The sequence below is a fragment of the Mycolicibacterium anyangense genome (assembly GCF_010731855.1).
Classification (GTDB): Bacteria; Actinomycetota; Actinomycetes; order Mycobacteriales; family Mycobacteriaceae; genus Mycobacterium; species Mycobacterium anyangense.
On the sequence record NZ_AP022620.1, the window covers coordinates 2,531,575 to 2,552,520 of the forward strand.

Below are 20,946 nucleotides of genomic sequence, written 5' to 3' on the forward strand. Positions count from 1 at the left end.
GGGCCGCCATCTCCTACCCTGTGCTGCATGCACCAAGGGCCAGGCAGGCGCCGATGACGCGGTTTCTGGCGCGCCGCCTGCTCAACTATCTGGTGTTGCTGGCTTTGGCGTCGTTCCTGACGTTCAGCCTGACCTCGCTGACGTTCACCCCGCTCAACAGTCTGCTGCAGCGCAACCCGCGGCCCCCGCAGGCCGTCATCGACGCCAAGGCCGCCGAGCTGGATCTAGACAAGCCGATCCCGCTGCGGTACGGCCACTGGGTGGCGGGCGCGGTACACGGCGACTTCGGCACCACCGTCAACGGCCAGCCGGTGGCCGACGAGCTGTGGCGGCGCATCGGGGTGAGTCTGCGGCTGCTGGTCATCGGTTCGGTGCTGGGCACGGTGATCGGCGTGGTGGTCGGCGCGTGGGGTGCAATCAGGCAGTACCGATTGTCCGATCGCGTCATCACCATGCTGTCGCTTCTGGTGATCAGCACCCCGACGTTCGTGATCGCCAACTTGTTGATCCTGGCCGCGCTGAACGTGAATTCGGTTCTGGGAGTTCAGCTTTTCGAGTACATCGGCGAGACATCGCCCGATACTGTCGGCGGACCCTGGAATCAGTTCGTCGACCGGCTGCAGCACCTGATCCTGCCCACCACCACGCTGGCGCTGGGGGCGATCGCGGGATACAGCCGCTACCAACGCAATGCGATGCTCGACGTACTCGGCCAGGACTTCATCCGCACCGCGCGGGCCAAGGGCCTGACCCGCCGCCAGGCATTGTTCAAGCACGGCTTACGCACCGCGCTGATCCCGATGGCCACGCTGTTCGCCTACGGTGTCGCCGGTCTGGTCACCGGGGCGGTGTTCGTCGAGAAGATCTTCGGCTGGCATGGCATGGGTGAATGGGTGGTGCAGGGCATCGCCACCCAGGACACCAACATCGTCGCTGCTATCACCCTGTTCTCCGGTGCGGTGGTGTTGTTGGCGGGCCTGTTGTCCGACGTGATCTACGCGATCCTCGACCCACGGGTGCGGGTGACATGACCGATACGTCCGCCCAGTCCGGGGTCAAGCCGGAGGAGTTCGCCTCGCGGCGCACGCTGGTGCTGCGCCGGTTCGCGCGCAACCGGTTGGCCACGGGATCGCTGGTGGTGTTGGTCCTGCTGTTCGTCGGTTGCTACGCCCTGCCGCCGCTGCTGCCGTGGTCCTACACCGACCTCGATTTCTACAACCTACAGTCCCCGCCCAGCCCGGAACACTGGTTCGGCACCAACGCCCTGGGTCAGGACCTGCTGGCCCAGATCCTGCGCGGTATGCAGAAGTCGATGCTGATCGGCTTGTGCGTGGCGGTGATCTCCACGGCCATCGCGGCCGCGGTCGGTTCGATCGCCGGCTACTTCGGCGGCTGGCGCGACCGGGTGCTGATGTGGTTCGTGGACCTGCTGCTGGTGGTGCCCAGCTTCATCCTGATCGCGATCATCACCCCACGCACCAAGAACTCCGCCAACATCGCCCTGCTGATCGTGTTGCTGGCCGGCTTCAGCTGGATGGTCAGCTCGCGGATGGTGCGGGGACTGACGATGAGCCTGCGGGAGCGCGAATTCGTCCGGGCCGCACGGTATATGGGCGTTCCGAGCTGGCGCATCATCACCCGCCACATCGTGCCCAACGTGGCCTCGATCCTGATCATCGATACCGCACTCAATGTGGGCGTGGCGATCCTGGCCGAAACCGGGTTGAGCTTCCTGGGCTTCGGTGTCCAGCCACCCGACGTCTCACTGGGCACGCTGATCGCCGACGGCACCACGTCGGCGACGACGTTCCCCTGGGTGTTCCTGTTCCCCGCCGGGGTACTGGTGCTGATCCTGGTGTGCGCCAACCTGACCGGTGACGGCCTGCGTGACGCGCTGGACCCGGGCAGCGCAAACCTGCGGCGCCGGAAGAAGGGCCGCCGATGACCGAGCCCCTGCTGGAGGTCACCGACCTGACCGTCCGCTTCCCCACCGACACCGACGATCTGCAGGCGGTGCGCGGGCTGAGCTATCAGGTGGCGCCCCGCGAGGTGGTGGCGATGGTCGGCGAATCCGGGTCGGGCAAGTCCGCGGCCGCGATGGCCGTCATCGGCCTGCTGCCGGACTACGCGGAGGTGACCGGCTCGGTCCGCCTCGGCGGCCGGGAACTGCTGGGTCTCGACGACGCCGAGATGTCGAAGATCCGTGGCAAGCGGATCGGCACCGTGTTCCAGGACCCGATGTCCGCGCTCACCCCGGTCTACACCGTGGGCGACCAGATCGCCGAGGCCATCCGTGTGCACCACGGCGATGTGTCCAAGCAGGCGGCCCGCGCCCGTGCGGTGGAGCTTCTGGAGTTGGTGGGCATCGCTCAGCCGGACCGGCGCGCCCGGGCCTTCCCGCACGAACTGTCCGGCGGCGAGCGCCAGCGGGTGGTCATCGCCATTGCGATCGCCAACGATCCCGACCTGCTGATCTGCGACGAGCCCACCACCGCACTCGACGTCACCGTGCAGGCCCAGATCTTGGACGTGCTCAAGACGGCCCGCGACGTCACCGGCGCCGGGGTGCTGATCATCACCCACGATCTGGGGGTGGTGGCCGAGTTCGCCGACCGTGCCCTGGTGATGTACGCCGGTAAGGCAGTCGAGGTGGCTAGCGTTGACGACCTCTACCGCGATCGTCGAATGCCCTATACCGCAGGACTTTTGGGATCGGTTCCCCGGTTGGATTCACCGCAGGGCTCCCGGCTGGTGCCGATACCCGGCGCTCCCCCGTCGTTGGTGAACCTGCCGCCGGGCTGCCCGTTCGCCCCGCGCTGCCCGCTGGCCGTCGACGACTGCCGCACCGTCGAGCCGACGCTGGTGCCCGTCGCACAGGGCCATGCCGCGGCGTGCATCCGCACCGAACTCGTGGGCGGGCGCAGCGCTGCCGAGATCTACGGTGTCTCGACCCAACCGGTGGTGGCCGACGACGACGCCGAGCCCGAGGTCGTGGTCAGCGTCCGGGACCTGTCGAAGACCTACCGGCTGACCAAGGGTGTGGTGTTCCGTCGGTCGATCGGCGAGGTGCGTGCGGTCGACGGGATCAGTTTCGACCTGCAGCGCGGCCGAACCGTCGGCATCGTGGGCGAGTCCGGTTCCGGGAAGTCGACCACGCTGCACGAGATCCTCGAACTGCGCGCACCGCAGGCCGGCACCATCGAGGTGCTCGGCGAGAACGTCGCCGAGTTGAGCGCCGCCCGCCGTCGCGAACTGCGCCGCGATCTGCAGGTGGTGTTCCAGGATCCGGTCGCCTCCCTGGACCCGCGCCTGCCGGTCTTTGATCTGCTCGCAGAACCGTTGCAGGCCAATGGCTTCGACAAGACTCGTATCGACGCCCGGGTAGTCGAGTTGCTGGAGATCGTCGGGCTGGGTCGCGGCGATGCCAGCCGTTATGCCCAGGAGTTCTCCGGTGGGCAGAAGCAGCGGATCGGGATCGCCCGTGCACTGGCGTTGCAGCCCAAGATCCTGGCCCTCGACGAACCGGTGTCGGCGCTGGACGTGTCGATCCAGGCCGGCATCATCAACCTGCTGCTGGATCTGCAGCAGACGTTCGACCTGTCCTATCTGTTCGTCTCCCACGACCTGTCGGTGGTCAAGGTGCTGGCCCACCGGGTGGCGGTGATGTATCGGGGCGCGATCGTCGAATACGGCGACGCCGATGACATCTTCGGCAATCCGCAGCACGAGTACACGCAGAAGCTGCTGGCCGCTATCCCGCAGCCTGATCCGACGCGCCGCTAGCATCGTTTGGGTGACTCGAACGATCCGCCGGCACGCCGGCCGAATTGCAGCGCTGGCAGTGGTGGCGGGACTGGTGGTGTCCGGCTGTTCCGGCGGTAAGCAGCCGACGCCGTCGGCGGGTGGCAATGCCGAGGTGGGCACCACCAGCGATATCAACCCGCAGGACCCGGCCACGCTGCGCAACGGCGGCAATCTTCGCCTGGCGCTGACCTCATTCCCGGCGAACTTCAACACCCTCAATGTCGACGGCAACGACGGCGACACCGGCGCCGTACTCCGACCCACTATGCCGCGGGCGTTCGTCATCGCTCCCGACGGGTCGATGAAGGTCAATACCGACTATTTCACCAGTGTCGAGCTGACGAGCACCAGCCCGCAGGTGGTGACCTACACGATCAATCCCAAGGCCGTGTGGTCCGACGGCAACCCGATCACCTGGGAGGACATTGCCGCTCAGATCAACGCCCGTAGTGGCAAGAACAAGGCATTCGTGGTCGCCTCGCCCGACGGCGCCGATCGAGTGGCCTCCGTCACCCGCGGCGTGGACGACCGGCAGGCCATCATCGCCTTCGCCAAGCCCTATACCGACTGGCGCGGCATGTTCGCCGGCAACAACATGTTGTATCCGCGGTCCGTGACCGCCACCCCCGAAGCGTTCAACAAGGGGCAGCTGAACGGTCCGGGCCCATCCGCCGGGCCGTTCCTGATGTCCGGAATCGACCGCACGGCACAGCGAATCATCTTGACTCGCAACGCCAAGTGGTGGGGTGCCCCGCCACTGCTGGATTCCATCACGTTCCTGGTGCTCGACGACGCGGCTCGTGTCCCTGCGCTGCAGAACAACACCATCGATGCCACCGGACTCGGCTCGCTCGACGAGCTGACGATCGCCCGGCGCACGCCGGGCATCTCCATCCGGCGCACACCCGGCCTGCAGTGGTATCACTTCACCTTCAACGGCGCGCCCGGTTCGATCCTGTCGGACAAGGCCCTGCGGCTGGCCGTCGCCAAGGGCATCGACCGGCAGGCCATTGCCGACGTCACCCAGCGCGGGTTGGTGGACAAGCCGGTCCCACTGAACAACCACGTCTACGTCGCCGGGCAGAAGGGCTATCAGGACAACAGCGCCGTGGTGGCCTACGACCCGGAGAAGGCCAAGTCCGAGCTCGACGCCCTGGGTTGGAAGCTGAACGGGAAGTTCCGGGAGAAGGACGGCAAGCAACTGGTCATCCGGGACGTGCTCTATGACGCCCAAACCACCCGCCAGGTCGCGCTGGTGGCGCAGAACAGCCTGGCCCAGATCGGCGTCAACCTGCAGATCGATGCCAAACCGGGCACCGGATTTTTCACCAACTACGTCATCCCCGGCGACTTCGACATCGCCCAATTCGCCTGGGGTGCTGACGCATTCGCACTGGGATCGCTGAATCAGACCTACACCACCGGGGCCGAGAGCAATTTCGGCAAGATCAGTAGCCCGGAGATCGACGCCAAGATCGAACAGGCGCTCGACGAACTCGATCAGGACAAGGCCCGCGCGCTGGCTAACGAGGCGGACAAGCTGATCTTCGGCGAGGTGTTCAGCCTGCCGCTGTTCCAGGCCCCCGGCAACGTCGCAGTGCGCAGCACTCTGGCCAACTTCGGGCCGGCCGGCCTCGGCGACCTGAACTACAGCGCCATCGGCTTCATGAAGTAGCCGACGGGCGGGCCACCCGGCCCACCAGCTTCGGCACCACCTCGGGCAGCGCCGCCTCGACCCGCGCCGCCGTCCCGATCGCCCCGACCATCAGCCGCAGGGCGGGCGGGGCGGGCATGGCGTCCAGGGCCGCGGCTTGGGCCGGCAGGGTCACCGCGCGACCGGCCGCCACCGTCGACATGATGCGCAGCGCGGCGCGCTCCTTGCTGTCGAGCACGCTGTGCCCGGTGGTCTCCAGCCGCACCAGCACCGACCGCGGGATCAGCTCGGCAACCCGGTCGGCCACCTCGGGTGGCGTGGTCAGGTCCCGCCCGCCCGAGATGACGACGGTGGGCCAGCTGAATTTCGGCATCTCGGCCACCAGATCGAACGGTTCGGCCTCGAAGGCGGTGTCGCCGGGGGCGAAATCCCGCATCGCGACCGCTGGGTCCAACGGCAGGCCGTCGGGCGTGCCCGCATAGTTGAGCTCCCGGTAGGCGATCCGGCCCACCAAATCGGTCTCGTTGCGGTACGGCGCCTTTCGCCCGACCATGAGCTCTGCGACCCGACCCATACCGGTCCACAGCAGATGCCGGCCCTGTAGCAGCAGATCGAGTTGGCGGTCCAGCAGCGACGCGCCGCCGAAGCCGTACACCGCCGCGGCGAGCTGGGCGGCGGCCGGAGTCATCACACCGTCGTCGAACAGCCGGCGCACCTTGTCGGCCAGGTCGCTGGTCTCGGGGTCCTCCCCATGCCAGAGCACGTCACGCAACGCACGGCGGACGACCTCGATGTCGTCACCGGTGAGCAATGGCGAATCCAGGATCATCGCGTGCACCCGGTCCGGGTGCCGCACGCCGACGCCGGCGGCGACGTAGGTGCCGTAGGAGGTGCCGTAGATGACGGCACTGCGCACCTGGGCGTCGTCGAGCACAGCAGCGACGTCGTCGACGACCTGGTCGACGGTGAGCGCCTCGGGCGGCAGGTCGGCACCGGCATCGTCGTGGCGGGACATCCCGACCCCGCGGTGCTCGATCATGATCACGTCGAGCCCCTCGGCGGCAGCCCGCCTGCGTAGGCCGCGGTACAGCGCGATCGAGGCCACCCCCGGCCCACCAGGGATGATGACGACCGGGTGCTGGGTCTTGCGACCGCTGCGCACGTAGTAGAGGTCGAACTCGCCGGAACCGCCGGGAGTCACCGGGCGGCGGACCGGACGTACCCCGGGCAGGGCGGCGAGCTTCTCGTGGGCACGGCGGCGCTTCTGGTTCAACGTCATCGGTGCCGAACTCCCATGCCTCGATTCTGCCCTGCGCCGCGGGGGAATGGAATGCGCGGTTGGATTCGGGGTGATCCAAAGCAGTGCTCCCCGATCCGGCCATCGGTACAACGGGGACATGACCACAGTCGAACCCCTCAACCACCTGCTGCCCGGTACGCCGGAATTCACCGATCTCCTCGCTCGCATCCGATCTGGGGCCAAGGATCGAGACCTCAACGACGAGAACCCCTTTGACCAAGTCGATGCACTGAAGAAGGCCGGATTCGGCACCCTTCGACTGCCCACCGAGCTCGGCGGTGCGAATTTTACTGTGCGTCGATTGTTTTCCACGATCATCGACGTCGCAGCCGCTGATCCCATTGTGGCGCATATCTTCCGAACCCATTTCTGGTTCGTCGAGGAGCGGCTGCGGACTCTCGGCGGAGGGCAGGAGCGAAGCGACCCGGGAATCGGCACCGATCCACGGTCGCGGCAGTGGCTGGCCAAGGTCGCCGAAGGCAAAATTGTGGGCAACGCGTTCAGCGAGAAGGGCGCCAATGCGGTCGGCAGCCTGGTGTTCAACACCCGGTTGCTGCCGGTGCCGGGCGGCTACCGGCTGACCGGGGAGAAGTTCTACAGCACCGGCACCCTGTTCGCCGACTACCTGACCGTCACCGCCACCACCGATCACGACTCGGTGGCCACCGTCGTCATCCCGGCCGATCGGGAGGGGGTGCGCCTGATCGACGACTGGGACGGCTTCGGGCAGCGCCGCACGGGCACCGGGACGACGATCCTGACCAGCGTCGACGTCTCGGCTGACGAGATCCTCTCGGACTCTCCCTATGATGCCGAGCCGCAGCCGACCGTGCAGTACGCCTCGCTGCAGCTCTACATCCACGCGGTGGTCGCCGGGGTGCTGCAGACCGTGGTCGACGACGGTGCGGAGCTGCTGCGTTCACGCACCCGCAGCTTCAGCCACGCGTTGTCGGAAGCCCCGGTGGACGATCCGCTCTACCAGCGCCTACTCGGCGAGCTGGCCAGCACCGCCTACGTCGCGAAGGCGGCCGTCCTGGATGCGGCAGCGGCGATCGAGGCGGCTACCGACTCTGCGCGCGACGGGGTGCCCGATGCCGATCTGGCCGAAGAGGCCCAGCTGAAGGTGGCCAAGGTCAAGGTGCACCTGGACGACGTCGCCCCGGTGGCGGCCACCCGGTTGCTGGAGCTCGGCGGGGCCAGCGCTGCGAGCCGCCAGCGCAATCTTGACCGGCACTGGCGCAACGTGCGCACCATCACGTTGCACAACCCGGTGGCCTACAAGGCGCGGGTGATCGGCCAGAACCTGTTGCACGGCACGCCCGTTCCGGCCAACGCCTACTTCTGACCCTCGTGCAATTTCGGCGCGGTTGGCGTCGCTGAACGACGTCAACCGCGCCGAAATCGAGATTGGACCACGCCGCGGGGTGATTTAGACACCTCGGTTAGGGGAGAAAGTCCCCAGTTGGCCGCATGATCTTCTGTCCGGTGTCACCACCGTCGTACGTTTGTGGCGGAGCACACAATGACTGAATTCATGCGCAACACCGACGCCTTCACCTGGTCGATGGAATCCGACCCGCGGTTGAGATCGACCGTGGTGACGGTGATTCTGCTCGACCGCTCACCGGACTGGGACCTGATTCGCGAGCGGTTCGACATCGTCAGCCGCGAACTGCCGATGTTCCGCCAGCGGGTCGTCGAGACCTTGCCGCCGGCGCCACCACGCTGGGAGTGGGCGCCGGACTTCGATCTGGACTTCCACATGCGCCGCGTCTCGGCGCCGCAGCCGGGCAACCTCGACGGCGTGCTGGAGATGGCGAGGCTGGCCGCGATGGACGACTTCGACCGCGCCCGGCCGATGTGGGAAGCCACCCTGATCGACGGACTCGACGACGGCGGCGCCGCGGTGCTGTGCAAGTTCCACCATGCCCTGACCGACGGCGTGGGTGGTGTGCAGATCGCGATGACGCTGTTCGACCTCACCGAGGAACCACGGACCATCGACGCGGTGCCCGACGAGCCGCTGGTGACCACCGCGCAACCGCTCGACGGCTACCGCGATGCGGTGCGCTACGACGCAGGTCTGGTCGGCCGGGCGGTGACCGAGACGGTCAGAGGAGTGCCGAAGTTGGTGTTCAACACCATTCGGCGCCCACTGCAGACGGCGACGGCGGCCGGTGAGCTCGCCGCCTCGATCTACCGCACCGTGCGCCCGGTGAGCAGTCCGGGTTCTGCGCTGATGACCGAACGCACCCTGGTGCGCCGGCTCGGTGTGCACCAGGTGCCGCTGGCGGCCCTTCGAGAGGCCGCCCATCGCAGCGGGGGTTCCCTGAACGACGCGTTCGTGGCCGGGGTGGCCGGCGGCCTACGCCGCTACCACGAGAAGCACGGCGCACCCATCGGCGATCTGCACCTGACCATGCCGATCAATATGCGCACCGCCGATGACAGCATGGGCGGCAACCGAATCGGGTTGATGCGCTTCGATATTCCCGCTGGGGTGGCCGACCCCGCACAGCGGATCAGCGAGATCCGGGAGCGCACCGGCAAGGTGCGCACCGAGAAGTCACTGCCCTACACCCAGCTGATCGCCGGTGCACTGAACCTGATGCCGCGCTGGTACATCGGTTCGGTACTGCGGCACGTCGACTTCCTGTGCAGCGACGTGCCGGGCGTTCCGGTGCAGGTGTTCCTCGGCGGCGCCAAGGTACTGATGCAATACGCGTTCGGCCCGACCATCGGGTCGGCGGTCAATGTGACACTGCTGACCTACGTCGACACCTGCGCCCTGGGCATCGACGTCGACACCGGGGCGATCCCGGACTTCGACCAGTTCGTGGACTGCCTGGTGGCGGGGTTCGACGAGATTCTGGCGCTGGCGGGCGACGCGCAACACCCTTAGTGAATCTACTTTCATCATTGATAGTGCATTCACGTTCGGCTAGCTTCAACGGACATGTACAGCACCGCGACCGCACCCGGCAGGGACAGCACTCAGGACATCCCGGCGCGCAAGGGTGCGGTGTCGCTCTGGGCGGTGCTCGGCGCGTTGTGGATCGCGTTCGCGGGGCAGGCGTGGTTGCGCTGGATCGCCTCGGACACCCTGTTCCGCCCGGCACCGATTGCGGGCCCGGACACTTTCGACGGCACCGCCCTGCTGATCCTTCGGGTTATCGAGATCGTCAGCCTGTTCATCGCGGCTGGCACCATCTGGGTGTTCTTGATCAAGCCGCTCGCGACCACCCGACGGTTGACGTTGGACGGCATGATCGTGATCGGGTCGCTGCTGGCGTCAGGCATCGACCCGCTGATCAACTACTTCCACTACACGTTCGCCTGGAATGCCCATGCCCTGAACATGGGCTCCTGGCTCGCGTTCTTCCCCCTTCACCAGGGCCCGACCCGCTACGCCGAGGGCCTGGCTTGGTTTGTGCCGCAGTATCTTTACCTCGGCATCGGGCTCGCGGCGATCGAATGCCGGATCATCCTCGCGCTGCGCCGCCGCTTCCCGGGTATCGCGAACATCCGCTCGTTCAGCGTGGCCGTCCTGTGCATCTTCGGCATCGACATCCTCATTGAGCAGCTCTTCATCCGGACCAGGATCTATGCCTTCCCGCGGACCTGGGAAGCGCTGACACTGTTCGCCGGCTCCGAATTCCAGTTCCCCATCTACGAGAGTGTTTTCGTGGCCGTCTACGCCGCTGGATTCACCTATCTACGGATGTCAGCACACGACGATCCGAACGGAATCTCGTTCGTGGAGCGCGGAATCGACCGCTGGGCACCGCGCTGGCGTACCCCGGTGACCCTGTTGGCGGTCATCGGCTTCTGCGCAGTCTGGGCCGCGCTGGCCTACTTCCTGCCGTGGAGTTGGATGTCGGTCAATCCCGATTCGCTCATCACTCCCCCGTCCTACATGCTGCCCGGGTCGTCCTGATGGCGGGTCAGCGGTAGGCGGGGTCGCGACGACCTTACCGATTGCCGATGAAGGTGGTGGTCTGCCCCACTGGTGCGGGCTGGTCGAGCAGCTTGGCCAGCAGCTGACTGGCGGGGTTGCTCAGCGCCATCGGCGCGTCGGGCGGCAGGAAACCCGCATCGATCATCATGTGCGCTGCCCGAACCATGATGACCGAGAGCCGCAGCCCTGCGAAAACCTCGTAGTAGTCCAAATTTTCGACGGTATGCCCGGTGAGCTGCTGGTAGCGGGCGACGGTCTCCTGCCGGCTCGGAAGGCCGGTGGGCATGGGCATCCCGATACCTTCGGTGTGGTGCCGTTCCAGGAAGAACCACCACCCCAGATCGAGTTCCGGCGCGGCGATGGTCGTCATCTCCCAGTCGAGCACGGCTGCCGCCGAGTGGTCGGCGCCGAAGATGATGTTGCCCACCCGCGCATCACCCCAGTTGAGTACGGCCGTGCCGGGTTCGGTGGGCTTGTTGTCCGCAAGCCACCCGAAGGCGTATTCGATGGTCGGGTTGGGCTCGCCCGCGGCGGCCCAGGTGAAGAAGTTCCGCCAGTAGTCCAGCTGGGCCCCGAGATGGTCGCCACCGGGCGCGGGATCGAGTCCGATGAGCCCGATCGAATGCCAGTCGGCGTTGTGGATCGCAGCGATGGCCTTGATACTGTTGTCCCACATCAACGATCGCTCTTCGGGGCTCAGATCGAGCACCCACCCGCCGGCGGTGAACGGCGGATCGTCCGACGGTACTTCCCCGTCCACCCGCTCCATCACGACGAACGGTGAGCCGAACACGGCCGGGTCGTCTTCGAAGAACAGCACACGGGGCACCGGAACCGCGGTGTGCTGCCCCAGCGCCTGTAGCACCTTCGCTTCCTTGCCCAGGTCGTAGGTCGGGAAGACCCCTTCCCCGCTGGGAGCGACCCGGGCGACAAGGCGTTCAGTGACCTGCTCTCCACCCTTGGTCATCTCGACGTCGAACAGGACTGTCTCATTGGACATTCCCGCGGATTGCGGGATGACCAGATTGGCGACCGCGATGTTGTCGACATCGTCGAGCTTCGCCGCCAGCCAGGTGTTGAGCCTGGCCTCGATGATGTCGGTGTCGATGGTGTTCTTCAGTGCCACAGAAATTCTCCTCGGTGAGAGCGATCAGGACGTAACGCTGTGCAGGGCGCGGCCGTGCATGGCCCGCTGATAGGTGTCGAACCAGATCTCCTGGTAGGTGGAAAAGGAGGTGCGCCCCTGTTCGTCCTCCCACCGGTAGACGCTGTCGCGGAAGGCGACGTTGGGCCAGGCCGGGATGGCGGCGCTCGCGATGGCGTGACCTCGGAAGCGGTAGGTCTCACCGGTCTCGTCCTCGGCGGTGATGTCCTGCTCCATCGCCATGTGGAGCTTGGGGTGGTAGGCCAGCACGTTTCGGCGCACCGATGTCACCGCACGCGTCTGGTCGCCACGCTGGATCCACGCGAAATGATGCGACGGCCGGTCCCCGACCTCGTAGAGGCCCTGCCACGCCGGGTCGGTGTCGCTGGCCTCGAAACTGATCTGGTTGAAGATCAGATCTGGGCCGAAGTACATCGGCGACCAGCCGACCGGCGGGCTCTGAACGGCACCACGCTTTTCCACCCGGACCTGGCGCCAGGAGCGGTCGCGGGGCGCGTAGCAGTCGATGGCGTGCCGTACACCGTCGAGGTGCAGCTCGCCCGTCATCCGCATGAATTGCTCGGTGCCGCCGGGATTGCCGGTCGACTCGTGGTGCGTGTCTTCTCCCGGCATGACATGGCCGCGGGCAAGAAGCGGGGTCACCGCGTCGGCGAGCACGTCGAAGGACATCCGGGCGTCGGTGGCCCGATACGTCAGCCGCGCCGTCTTACCCGGCTCCAGGAATTCGATGCTCAGTCCGTTGTCGGTGGTGATGCGCGCCCCATCGACAGTCGGCCACGGCATGGTGATCTCGTAGTCGAGGTATGCCATGTCGGTGAGTTCGACGTTGTCGTTGCCTTGAAAAACACAGACGCCACCCTGCGCAAGCGGGAAGGCGGGTTGATACCGGATGTAGATGAACGCGCCGATGGCCGCCTCGGGTATCGAGAAACCGAAGTAGTGCGTGTGGATCATGTGCGGATCCCAGGTCTCACCGGCCTGCGGCAGTGGCAGGAGTAGATCGGTGCTTCCCGGATGAGTGCGAATCGACATGGTGGACAGCCTCTTTCGATGTTGGCGAAGGCTGGGTTCGCTGGCTAATGCGCGCGACGCACAGCATCTGCTGTGACCCAGGTCATGCATTCGGTCGCACAACTGTAGCTTTTCACGACTGGTCAATCAAGACTGAATATCTATTCATAAGCGATGATGTACCAGTGAGTCCCGAGACCCCGAAGGCGGCCCTTACCCGCACGGAGCGCCAACAGTCACGCACCCGGCGGCTGGTCATGGACGCCGGTCGAGAGCTGATCGCAGCCAAGGGCCTGAACGGATTGCGCGTCCAGGACGTCACCGAGCGAGCCGACATCGCCCTGGGGTCGTTCTACAACTACTTCGCCTCGAAAGACGCACTTGTAGAAGCGGTCATCAGCGAGACGCTCTCGGCGGTCGCCGAGGCGACGGTGACCGATCTCGACAACGCAACCGATCCTGCCGAAGTGGTGGCCACTGCCTGCCTGAAAGTCGTCGGACTCGCCCGTAGCGAGCCAGAACTCGCCCGGCTGACTGTCAACATCGCTCACTCTGAAGCACTGTTCAGCGAGGCGATCCACCCGCACGCACGATTCGCCGTCGAGCGCGGCGTCGCCTCAGGGCGATTCGTCGTTGCGAATCTCGAGGTGCTCCTGACCTTGGTCATCGGCGGCGCGTTCGCGCTGATGCGGGAGATCCTCGACGGAAAGCACGGCGCCTACGCCGAAGTCGACTTCGCCCGGCACATCCTGGCATCACTGGGAATTCGCCCGGAAGAAGCGCTGGTGATCGCCAACCACATCAAACAGTCCATCAGCAGCTGAGCCTCGCGCAACCCGACGGACGCCAGCGCACCCTTCGGCTACCTGGCCGCGCCTACCGGGGAAGCCGGCACGTTCTCCCCGACGCCGAACACCGCAGCTTTGAGCAGCCCTGCCTTGGTCTTGATGAACACCTGGTCATCCGGCCGGGACACCACGAAGGACAGGATCCACACCGCGGTCAGGGCAAGGCCGAGAGTCACCAACCAGGCGACGTGACTGACCACCAGCGGTGCATTGAGGTTCAGCGCGGTCCACACCGGCCAGGCCGTGGCACCGTTGGCGATGCCGTCCGACATCGGAATGAACGCAATCACCAGAGCCAGGCGCCAGCCCGGCAGATGGGGCGCAAGTCGATAGATCAACGCTCCGGCGGTCATTGGCATCACTGGGTTGACGCAGACCCACCACAGCGGGAGTCCCCAGAAGTTCAGCGGCTGAGGGCCGTAGTACTCATAGGCGCCCATCAGAACGCCCGGGCTCTCCAGAAAGATGTTGATGAACACGTCGATCAGATACACCTGGAATAGCCCCTTGCGCGTCACACCGGTGGAGTAGATCCGGTAGGCGAGGTAGGCCAATCCGCCGACGTACCAGATGTAGACGAAGTTGATGAACAGCGGAAAATCCCGCCCCATCGACGAGAACGTGGTGATCGTGGCGTTCTGCCGGATATAGCAGAGCCCCAGCGTGTCCACGATCGGCTCGAACAGGCACGCGATTCCGCCACCGATGAGGCAGTAGGCCAACAGTGGGCCACGACCGGTGAGTAGGTGCCGAATGGCGAAGACCACGCCGACGAGCACCGGCAGCCCCAGGAACACCGTGAAGATCATCTCCGGGACGAACGGCATGGGGGTTTTCGGGTGAGCCGGAATCGGCGGCGCCGCAAAGAAGATCTCGTGCAAGGTCATACGGACTCCTTGATTGGCATCCCTGGCATTGCTGCAGGGCGGGCAGAGAGCTGCGAGGTGATCGTTGCTCCGCACCATACCTCCGTCTGATCTTTCGATCAATAATGAATTTGTATTCATACGGTGATCCGGTCCGGTGTACGAGCGGCGAATCCCGCAGGCAGAGAAGCCATCGACCGAGCCGGCGGCCCCATGTGCGACCATTGGCCGGTGACCGCAGAAGCAGCAGGCGGCGGACGCCGCGAGCGCCGCAAGGCCAGAGCTCGCCAGCGCCTCATGGACGCCACCCGCGAGTTGATCGCCGAGAGCGGCGTCGCCGGACTGCGAATCAGCGATATCACCGAGCGCGCGGATCTCGGGTTCGGGACCTTCTACACCTATTTCGAGACCAAGGACGCCGTGGTCGAAGCGGTTGTCGCCGAGACCCTTGCCGAGCTCGTCCGGTCGATCGGCACCGCCGCCGTCACCTCCGAAGACCCGGCCGAGGCCGCAGCAAGCTCGTTTCGCCGCTTTCTTCGTTTCGCCCACGAACAGCCCGACCTGACCCGGGTGCTCGTCGAACTCGACCGAACAGAGCCGATATTCGAGACATCCGTTCGCCCGTGGGCTCGTCAGGCAATCGAACGTGGCTGCGCAGCAGGGCAATTCACGATCGCGGACACCGAGCTAGCTCTGGTGACGGTGGCATCCAGCGCACTTGGTGTCATCCGGGCCATGCTGGCCGGAGTGGTAGCGGCCGGACCGGAAACCGAAAGCCGGGGCGCAGAGATGATGCTACGCGCGTTCGGCGTCGATGCCGAAGCCGCTCACCGGATTGCCCACATCGAGCTGACGACCGACGAATCGGTCTCCGCGCCGACGCGCTGATATCCGCTCACCACACCAGGTATGAGACCATCAGCCCGACGTAGAGTGCGGCGAAGTAGAGATCGAACGCCGCCCTGAGTAGTGGCGGCGCCGCCCGCAACTCCATGAAGTCCGAGCCGATGAACCGGGCCTTCAGACACGCGATGGCCAAAACTGTTGCGGTCACAGCAGTGTGGGGCAGGCTGTGCTCCACGCCGATCCCCCAGGTCAGGATTGCCAACCCGACCATCAGTGCCCACACCATCAGTCCCCGGCGAGGCACGTACTTGACGCCCACCATGATGCTCATACGTGCACCGCGTAGAACAAGGCGAACAGGACGACCCAGAGCAGATCGACCAGGTGCCAGAACACCGCCCCGCTCTCGACCACCTGGCGGTCGCGGATATCGGGAGTCGGTCTCCGGACGACGGCGCGCAGGTACAGCAACAGGGCCAGACCGATGACCACATGCACCAGATGGACTCCGGTGAACGTGTAGTACAGCCCGAAGAATGCACTGGTGTTCGGGACCAGGGATTGGGAGATCTTGATTCCGTATTCGACCGACTTGAGCACGACGAATCCTGCGCCACAACCGAAGGCCACGATCAGGGCCCGGTCGGCGGCGCGGCGGTCACCGGCGCGATAGGCACCAACACCCTGAACGACGGCCAACGAGGCGCTCAGGAGCACGACCGTGTTGACCACGCCGATACCGCGGCTCATCGCCGCCAGTCCGTCGGCGAACGCCTCGGGGAACCGCCCCCGGTAGTACATGTAGGTGATGAACAGCGCCCCGAAGGCCAGCAGGTCACCGAAGATGACGAACCAGATGCCCGGCTCACCCGGGACCCGATACCGAACCGGCCGGTCGGCGCGCGCCGACTCTCTCATCGTCGAGCTGGTCATCACACACGCTCCGGTTCATGCTGTCGCGACTGCACTGTGTCGGTCCCGCCGAATCTGCGCTGCTGTTCACGCTCGAGGCGCACAGCTTTGATGGTCGCGTAGACCATGATCAGGAACCACGCACCAAACGCATTGGCCGGAATCCAGAACGCCGCCAAACCATTCCAGGCGAACGGCCCGGTGAAGAAGTAGAACAGGACCGGGCCGGGAAGGAACAGCACCGCGCACCACAGATTCGCGTACCCGACCCATCGCGGATAGATCGGGTCGGCCCGGCGATCCGAGAAGATGGCCACCGCCATTGCCAGGCATTGCGTGAGCCCTGGAGCGAACGGACCGATGAATGTCGTGAAACCGAAGTCACTGAGCATCAGCGTGATGTCCGGATCACGATCGGGCCGAAAGGCCGCGACCAAGAAGATCAAACATGACACCGTCGCGACGGCCGCGGTCACCGCGCCGCCGAACAACTGGACATTGGCCAGGATTCGAGAGGGCCCTTCGATCCGTCGCATCTGTCGAACCAGGACCGAGGTGAACGGCGCGAGGAACATGACCGCGCCCATCGTGACGATGCACCCGGTGATGATCCGGTACTGGTTGTCGACGAAGTAGGCGACCACCGCGTTGCGCGGTCTACTCGGTGACGGTGCCGGGATGAACCCGGCGATCAGCCCCCACCCCGCGAAGAACCCCACAATGAAAAGGACACCGCACCAGGCGGCGACGATCTGAATCCGAGTCCGAAGATCCCGTTCTTTGGCCAGCTCGTCCGATTCTCCGCCAGTACCCACTGGGCCGTCATCTGACAACGCGACTCCTCGCTCGTGGCGAACCGGACCGACCGAGGCTAGCTGTCTGATGAACTAGAACTCAAGAGTGATAGTTGATTCAGCAACCGACGGCATCCGGCGGCGCGGGCGCTCCCCAACCCGTTCGGCGGTATATCCGCAGGTAATAGTGCCCGATGCCGATCTGGCGCAAAATTGATTATTAGATCGACCTTGATTTCCGATTCATCCTGATGGACGATCCACACATGACGTCCTCCACCTCTTCGCTCCCCCATGCACCGGCACGTGACACCGACTACGTCATCGTGGGCGCGGGCCACAACGGTCTGACGGCCGGTTGCTACCTGGCTCGCGCGGGCCATCAGGTGACCGTCCTCGACGCCTCGGACACCCTCGGCGGCATGACCACCACCAAGGCGATACTGCCGAAGGCACCCCAGCACCTCTTCAACGAAGGGGCCATCCAGGCCACTGGGATCTTCGGATTATCTGGTGTGGCAGACGAATTGGAGCTACACAAGTACGGCCTTCGGATGATCTCCGTGGACCCCGCCCACGTCCAACTGGCTCCGGACGGCAGCTCACTGGCCATCTGGAAGGACGCCAGCAAGACCGCCGACGAACTGCGGCGGTTCTCCCCCAGCGACGCCCGGGCATGGCTGGATCTGGCCAACGCACTGGACCCCGCGATGAAGCTCGTCGTCGCCTACATGAAGTCACACCCGCTACGGCCGTGGAACACAGAGATGGGCAAGGCGGTGCTGCGCGCAGCCGGCCATCCCAAACAGCTCTGGTCACTTCGCCATCTGGCCACCGCCTCGCACACGGAGTTCTTGGAAGAGACCTTCGAAAGCGAACTTCCCAAGGGAGCATTGGCCGCCATGGCCGCGTTCTCCCAGATGCGCCTTGACATGACCGCCTGGGCGATGATCTATCTCGGTGTGGTCCAGCAGGTTCCGAACATGATGCCGGTAGGCGGCACCGGTTCCCTGCCGGCGGCCCTGGAGCGGTATCTCACCGCGCACGGCGGTTCGGTGCACCTCAACACCCGGGTCAGCGAGTTCGTGGTGTCCAATGACCGGCTCACCGGTGTCCGGCTCGAGGACGGCCGGGTGATCACCCCCCGAAAGGGCGTCATCGCCACGTGCAATCCGTACATCACGCTCAACCAGCTGCTGCCCGAGGGCACGCTGGACCGAAAGCTGGCGACCCGCGCCAAGGACATCCCGCTACGCAAGACCCACGCAACATCGCTGAAGATCAACGTCGCCCTCGACGGGCACGTCTCGATGAAGCGGCACGAGAAGTGGCGCGGCAACGATCTGGACCTGCGCAAGCACCTCGCCGCCTGGCACACCTTGGAAGAGCAGGACGCCGGATGGAACTCTCTGGTGCGAGGTGAATGGCCGGACCCGGTGCCGGTGAGTTGCTCGATGATCCCCTCGGCGGTCGATCCCTCGCAGGCACCGGACGGTGGCAGCACGTTCTACCTGTGGTCCGGCGTCATCCCCGTGACCCCGAACGAGCCGTGGGAAGACGTGCGCGACAAGGTCGGCGACTCGGTGCTGCGGGATTGCGCCAACTACTACGAGGGCCTGGACAGCCTCGAGATCGACCGTGCCGTCCTCGGCGGCCCCGACATCGAGGAGCGATTCAACGCACCGGCGGGCAACGTCTACCACGTCGACCCGCTGATCACCCGATTCGGACCGCTCAAGCCCGCGCCGGGGCTGGGTGCATACAAGACCCCGGTCGACGGCCTCTACCTCAGCGGCGCCGGCACCCACCCGGTCGGCGGAGTGTGTGCCCTGCCGGGCAAGTTGGCAGCACAGACCGCCATGCGCGACGAGCAGCGCTCGAAGCGCTGACGCACCACATCGGTGCGGGCAGCTAGTCGAAGTCCCCTGCCAGGTATGCCGTTCGGCAGGCGCTTCGTGCGAGCTTCCCACTCGTCGTGCGCGGAATCGCCCCCGCGGGTACCAGACGAAAGTCGGCGACCGGGATGTGATGGGTGCGAGCGACCGCTCCCCGGACTGCTTCAGCAACGAACGAAGACTCCATCCGGCTCGACCCGATGGCGCGCTCGGCAACGATGACAAGGCACTCCCCTGCGCCAGCGCTGCCGCGTCCGACGGTCGCGGCGTCGACGGCGAATGCGGTGACGTATCCGTCGCGGATCGCGGGTGCGGACTGGCTCACCGTGGCTTCCACGTCGGCCGGGTAATGGTTGCGACCGTCGATGATGATCAGATCCTTGCTGCGGCCGGTGATATAGAGCTGCCCGTCGAGATAGACCCCGAGATCGCCGGTCGCCAGCCAGGTTCCGTTGTCGGCGACACCGTCGGCGTGGCTGCCCACCTCCAGACGCGTTTGGAGCTTGTTCGCGAACACGCGTTGGGTCTCTTCCGGGCGACCCCAGTAGCCACGGCCGATGTTGTTGCCGTGCAACCAGATCTCGCCGACGGTTCCGTCTGGCAACTCGGCGCCGGAAGTGGAGTCAACGATGACCAGCCACTGGCTGGGTATCGGTCGACCGCAGGACACCAGCGGCACGCTGCCCGGTGCGTCGGTGTCGACTCGTACAGCCCGGCCACGGACCAGTGCACCACGGTCCAGATAGACGGCTGTGGGTTCAGCCTCGGGAGCAATACTGGCGACCGACAAGGTCGCCTCTGCCATTCCATAGGACGGCTTGATGGCCGTGGCAGGGAGTCCGTACGGTGCGAAGGCAGTGTTGAACTTCTCGATGGCGCTGATCGTGACGGGCTCTGACCCGTTCAGCAGCCCGACGACGTTACTGAGATCCAATGCTTCACCGTCCGGTGGAAGACCCCGTTCAGCACACAGCGCGAATGCGAAATTCGGTGCAGCGGCGAACGTTCTGCCATGGGCGGATTCGTTGGCGAGCCGACGGATCCAACGGTATGGACGCCGGACGAACGCCATGGGATCCATCAGCGTGATGTGACCGCCGCACAGCATCGGGAACAGGATCATGATCAGTCCCATGTCGTGATAGAGCGGGAGCCAGCTGACGCTGCGAATCCCCATGTCGAGGCCACCGGCCAGGATCATCTGAGCGACATTGGTGCACGCAGCGCGGTGGGTGATCTCCACGCCGACGGGGGTGCGCGTCGACCCGGAGGTGTACTGCAGATAGGCGACATCGTCGGCGGTGCGTTCCGGTGCAACCGCGATCTCCCCGAGAGCCGCCGGGACGGCATCAACCGCGATGACCCGCGGCCGAGCATTGATCGGAATGGCGCGCAACATCTCCCGCACCGACTCAGCCGCGCTGGTGGTCGTCAAGATGATCCGCGGATCGGAGTCGGACAGTACAGCTCTCAGCCGTTCGGCATGCCCGGACAGCGCGGGAACGAAAAGCGGCACCGCAACCGCCCCGGCGTGAATCGCGGCGAAAAAGCCGATCACATAATGCAATCCGTGTGGAGCAAGTACTGCAACCCGATCTCCAGGCGCGATGACCTGCCGCACTCGTGCTGCGACGGCGTTGACCGCGATCTCCAATGACCGCCAGCTGAGTTCTTCGATCTGCCCGTCGCGCTCCTGGGAGTAGTCGACGAACCGATAGGCGGCGCTCTGGTCCTCGACGGCTGCGTGGCTCGCGAGGAACGACGTCACCGTGAGGTCATCCGGAATCGAGATCGTTCCGTCCGATGACACATAGCGCGCCAGCAATTCGTCAGTGGTACTGCGACACAGGCTATCCCGACCCATTCCGGTAGACTATTAGATGTTCTAGGTAA

General features: G+C 65.4%; 18 protein-coding genes. 10 read left to right on the forward strand and 8 right to left on the reverse strand.

Features of this window, described 5'->3' with window-relative positions:
* Window positions 1-53 precede the first annotated feature (53 nt).
* Genes G6N35_RS11765 through G6N35_RS11780 form a run of 4 tightly spaced genes read left to right on the forward strand, consistent with a single transcriptional unit; the run spans window position 54 to window position 5,479 of the window.
* Window positions 54-1,031, forward strand: coding sequence for an oligopeptide ABC transporter permease OppB (locus tag G6N35_RS11765; RefSeq protein ID WP_163804412.1), 978 nt, complete (start codon window positions 54-56; stop codon window positions 1,029-1,031).
* Window positions 1,028-1,945, forward strand: coding sequence for an oligopeptide ABC transporter permease OppC (locus G6N35_RS11770; protein WP_163804413.1), 918 nt, complete (start codon window positions 1,028-1,030; stop codon window positions 1,943-1,945). The genes G6N35_RS11765 and G6N35_RS11770 overlap by 4 nt, the downstream gene beginning before the upstream one ends.
* A complete protein-coding gene (locus tag G6N35_RS11775; protein WP_163804414.1) occupies window positions 1,942-3,783 on the forward strand; it encodes an oligopeptide ABC transporter ATP-binding protein OppD in 1,842 nt (613 codons plus the stop codon). The genes G6N35_RS11770 and G6N35_RS11775 overlap by 4 nt, the downstream gene beginning before the upstream one ends.
* Complete coding sequence (locus tag G6N35_RS11780; RefSeq protein WP_163804415.1) at window positions 3,701-5,479, forward strand: oligopeptide ABC transporter substrate-binding protein OppA; 1,779 nt, start codon at window positions 3,701-3,703, stop codon at window positions 5,477-5,479. The genes G6N35_RS11775 and G6N35_RS11780 overlap by 83 nt, the downstream gene beginning before the upstream one ends.
* Here G6N35_RS11780 and G6N35_RS11785 read toward each other — a convergent pair.
* Window positions 5,469-6,737, reverse strand: coding sequence for an alpha/beta hydrolase (locus G6N35_RS11785; RefSeq protein ID WP_163804416.1), 1,269 nt, complete (start codon window positions 6,735-6,737; stop codon window positions 5,469-5,471). The two genes, G6N35_RS11780 and G6N35_RS11785, sit on opposite strands and share 11 nt — an antisense overlap.
* Window positions 6,738-6,855: 118 nt before the next feature.
* Between G6N35_RS11785 and G6N35_RS11790 the strand changes: the two genes are divergently transcribed.
* The 3 genes from G6N35_RS11790 (at window position 6,856) to G6N35_RS11800 (ending at window position 10,695) form a co-directional block, all read left to right on the forward strand.
* Entirely contained in the window at window positions 6,856-8,103 is a 1,248-nt protein-coding gene (locus tag G6N35_RS11790; protein WP_163804417.1) for an acyl-CoA dehydrogenase family protein, read from the forward strand.
* Between the two features lie 177 nt (window positions 8,104-8,280).
* A complete protein-coding gene (locus G6N35_RS11795; RefSeq protein WP_163804418.1) occupies window positions 8,281-9,660 on the forward strand; it encodes a wax ester/triacylglycerol synthase domain-containing protein in 1,380 nt (459 codons plus the stop codon).
* 54 nt (window positions 9,661-9,714) lie between these two features.
* The gene (locus G6N35_RS11800) at window positions 9,715-10,695 is read left to right on the forward strand and encodes a spirocyclase AveC family protein (protein WP_163804419.1); all 981 of its coding nucleotides are present in this window, start codon (window positions 9,715-9,717) and stop codon (window positions 10,693-10,695) included.
* 34 nt (window positions 10,696-10,729) lie between these two features.
* On the opposite strand, the gene G6N35_RS11805 is transcribed toward G6N35_RS11800, so the two are convergent.
* Window positions 10,730-11,842 (reverse strand): phosphotransferase family protein, encoded by a 1,113-nt coding sequence (locus G6N35_RS11805; protein WP_163804420.1) that lies wholly within the window; start codon window positions 11,840-11,842, stop codon window positions 10,730-10,732.
* 24 nt (window positions 11,843-11,866) lie between these two features.
* On the reverse strand, window positions 11,867-12,913 hold the full coding sequence (locus G6N35_RS11810; protein WP_163804421.1) for a DUF7064 domain-containing protein: 1,047 nt from the start codon (window positions 12,911-12,913) through the stop codon (window positions 11,867-11,869).
* Window positions 12,914-13,149: 236 nt separating this feature from the next.
* Here G6N35_RS11810 and G6N35_RS11815 point away from each other — a divergent pair, with 236 nt between their 5' ends.
* Entirely contained in the window at window positions 13,150-13,716 is a 567-nt protein-coding gene (locus tag G6N35_RS11815; RefSeq protein WP_407664618.1) for a TetR/AcrR family transcriptional regulator, read from the forward strand.
* Between the two features lie 38 nt (window positions 13,717-13,754).
* On the opposite strand, the gene G6N35_RS11820 is transcribed toward G6N35_RS11815, so the two are convergent.
* Window positions 13,755-14,627: a hypothetical protein gene (locus G6N35_RS11820; RefSeq protein ID WP_163804423.1), complete on the reverse strand. Its 873-nt coding sequence runs from the start codon at window positions 14,625-14,627 to the stop codon at window positions 13,755-13,757.
* A gap of 210 nt (window positions 14,628-14,837) precedes the next feature.
* On the opposite strand from G6N35_RS11820, the gene G6N35_RS11825 reads away from it, so the two are divergent.
* Entirely contained in the window at window positions 14,838-15,494 is a 657-nt protein-coding gene (locus G6N35_RS11825) for a TetR/AcrR family transcriptional regulator (protein ID WP_246224285.1), read from the forward strand.
* 7 nt (window positions 15,495-15,501) lie between these two features.
* On the opposite strand, the gene G6N35_RS11830 is transcribed toward G6N35_RS11825, so the two are convergent.
* Genes G6N35_RS11830 through G6N35_RS11840 form a run of 3 tightly spaced genes read right to left on the reverse strand, consistent with a single transcriptional unit; the run spans window position 15,502 to window position 17,083 of the window.
* Window positions 15,502-15,783: a cytochrome C oxidase subunit IV family protein gene (locus tag G6N35_RS11830; protein WP_246224286.1), complete on the reverse strand. Its 282-nt coding sequence runs from the start codon at window positions 15,781-15,783 to the stop codon at window positions 15,502-15,504.
* Window positions 15,780-16,385, reverse strand: a complete 606-nt coding sequence (locus G6N35_RS11835) for a cytochrome c oxidase subunit 3 family protein (RefSeq protein ID WP_163804424.1) — start codon at window positions 16,383-16,385, stop codon at window positions 15,780-15,782. Before G6N35_RS11835 ends, G6N35_RS11830 begins: the two co-directional genes overlap by 4 nt.
* A complete protein-coding gene (locus G6N35_RS11840; protein WP_163804425.1) occupies window positions 16,385-17,083 on the reverse strand; it encodes a hypothetical protein in 699 nt (232 codons plus the stop codon). The genes G6N35_RS11835 and G6N35_RS11840 overlap by 1 nt, the downstream gene beginning before the upstream one ends.
* A 341-nt stretch (window positions 17,084-17,424) precedes the next feature.
* Here G6N35_RS11840 and G6N35_RS11845 point away from each other — a divergent pair, with 341 nt between their 5' ends.
* Window positions 17,425-19,047: a phytoene desaturase family protein gene (locus G6N35_RS11845; RefSeq protein ID WP_163804426.1), complete on the forward strand. Its 1,623-nt coding sequence runs from the start codon at window positions 17,425-17,427 to the stop codon at window positions 19,045-19,047.
* Between the two features lie 22 nt (window positions 19,048-19,069).
* Here the strand turns inward: G6N35_RS11845 and G6N35_RS11850 are convergent, their stop codons facing one another.
* Window positions 19,070-20,917, reverse strand: a complete 1,848-nt coding sequence (locus tag G6N35_RS11850) for a fatty acyl-AMP ligase (RefSeq protein WP_163804427.1) — start codon at window positions 20,915-20,917, stop codon at window positions 19,070-19,072.
* Window positions 20,918-20,946: the final 29 nt, after the last annotated feature.

Excerpts from the sequence above, each read along its gene's own strand:
- G6N35_RS11765 (WP_163804412.1), top strand. The coding sequence starts at position 54 with ATGACGCGGTTTCTGGCGCGCCGCCTGCTCAACTATCTGGTGTTGCTG.
- G6N35_RS11770 (WP_163804413.1), top strand. The coding sequence starts at position 1,028 with ATGACCGATACGTCCGCCCAGTCCGGGGTCAAGCCGGAGGAGTTCGCC.
- G6N35_RS11775 (WP_163804414.1), top strand. The coding sequence starts at position 1,942 with ATGACCGAGCCCCTGCTGGAGGTCACCGACCTGACCGTCCGCTTCCCC.
- G6N35_RS11780 (WP_163804415.1), top strand. The coding sequence starts at position 3,701 with ATGACATCTTCGGCAATCCGCAGCACGAGTACACGCAGAAGCTGCTGG.
- G6N35_RS11785 (WP_163804416.1), bottom strand. The coding sequence starts at position 6,737 with ATGACGTTGAACCAGAAGCGCCGCCGTGCCCACGAGAAGCTCGCCGCC.
- G6N35_RS11790 (WP_163804417.1), top strand. The coding sequence starts at position 6,856 with ATGACCACAGTCGAACCCCTCAACCACCTGCTGCCCGGTACGCCGGAA.
- G6N35_RS11795 (WP_163804418.1), top strand. The coding sequence starts at position 8,281 with ATGACTGAATTCATGCGCAACACCGACGCCTTCACCTGGTCGATGGAA.
- G6N35_RS11800 (WP_163804419.1), top strand. The coding sequence starts at position 9,715 with ATGTACAGCACCGCGACCGCACCCGGCAGGGACAGCACTCAGGACATC.
- G6N35_RS11810 (WP_163804421.1), bottom strand. The coding sequence starts at position 12,913 with ATGTCGATTCGCACTCATCCGGGAAGCACCGATCTACTCCTGCCACTG.
- G6N35_RS11815 (WP_407664618.1), top strand. The coding sequence starts at position 13,150 with ATGGACGCCGGTCGAGAGCTGATCGCAGCCAAGGGCCTGAACGGATTG.
- G6N35_RS11820 (WP_163804423.1), bottom strand. The coding sequence starts at position 14,627 with ATGACCTTGCACGAGATCTTCTTTGCGGCGCCGCCGATTCCGGCTCAC.
- G6N35_RS11830 (WP_246224286.1), bottom strand. The coding sequence starts at position 15,783 with ATGAGCATCATGGTGGGCGTCAAGTACGTGCCTCGCCGGGGACTGATG.
- G6N35_RS11835 (WP_163804424.1), bottom strand. The coding sequence starts at position 16,385 with ATGACCAGCTCGACGATGAGAGAGTCGGCGCGCGCCGACCGGCCGGTT.
- G6N35_RS11845 (WP_163804426.1), top strand. The coding sequence starts at position 17,425 with ATGACGTCCTCCACCTCTTCGCTCCCCCATGCACCGGCACGTGACACC.
- G6N35_RS11850 (WP_163804427.1), bottom strand. The coding sequence starts at position 20,917 with ATGGGTCGGGATAGCCTGTGTCGCAGTACCACTGACGAATTGCTGGCG.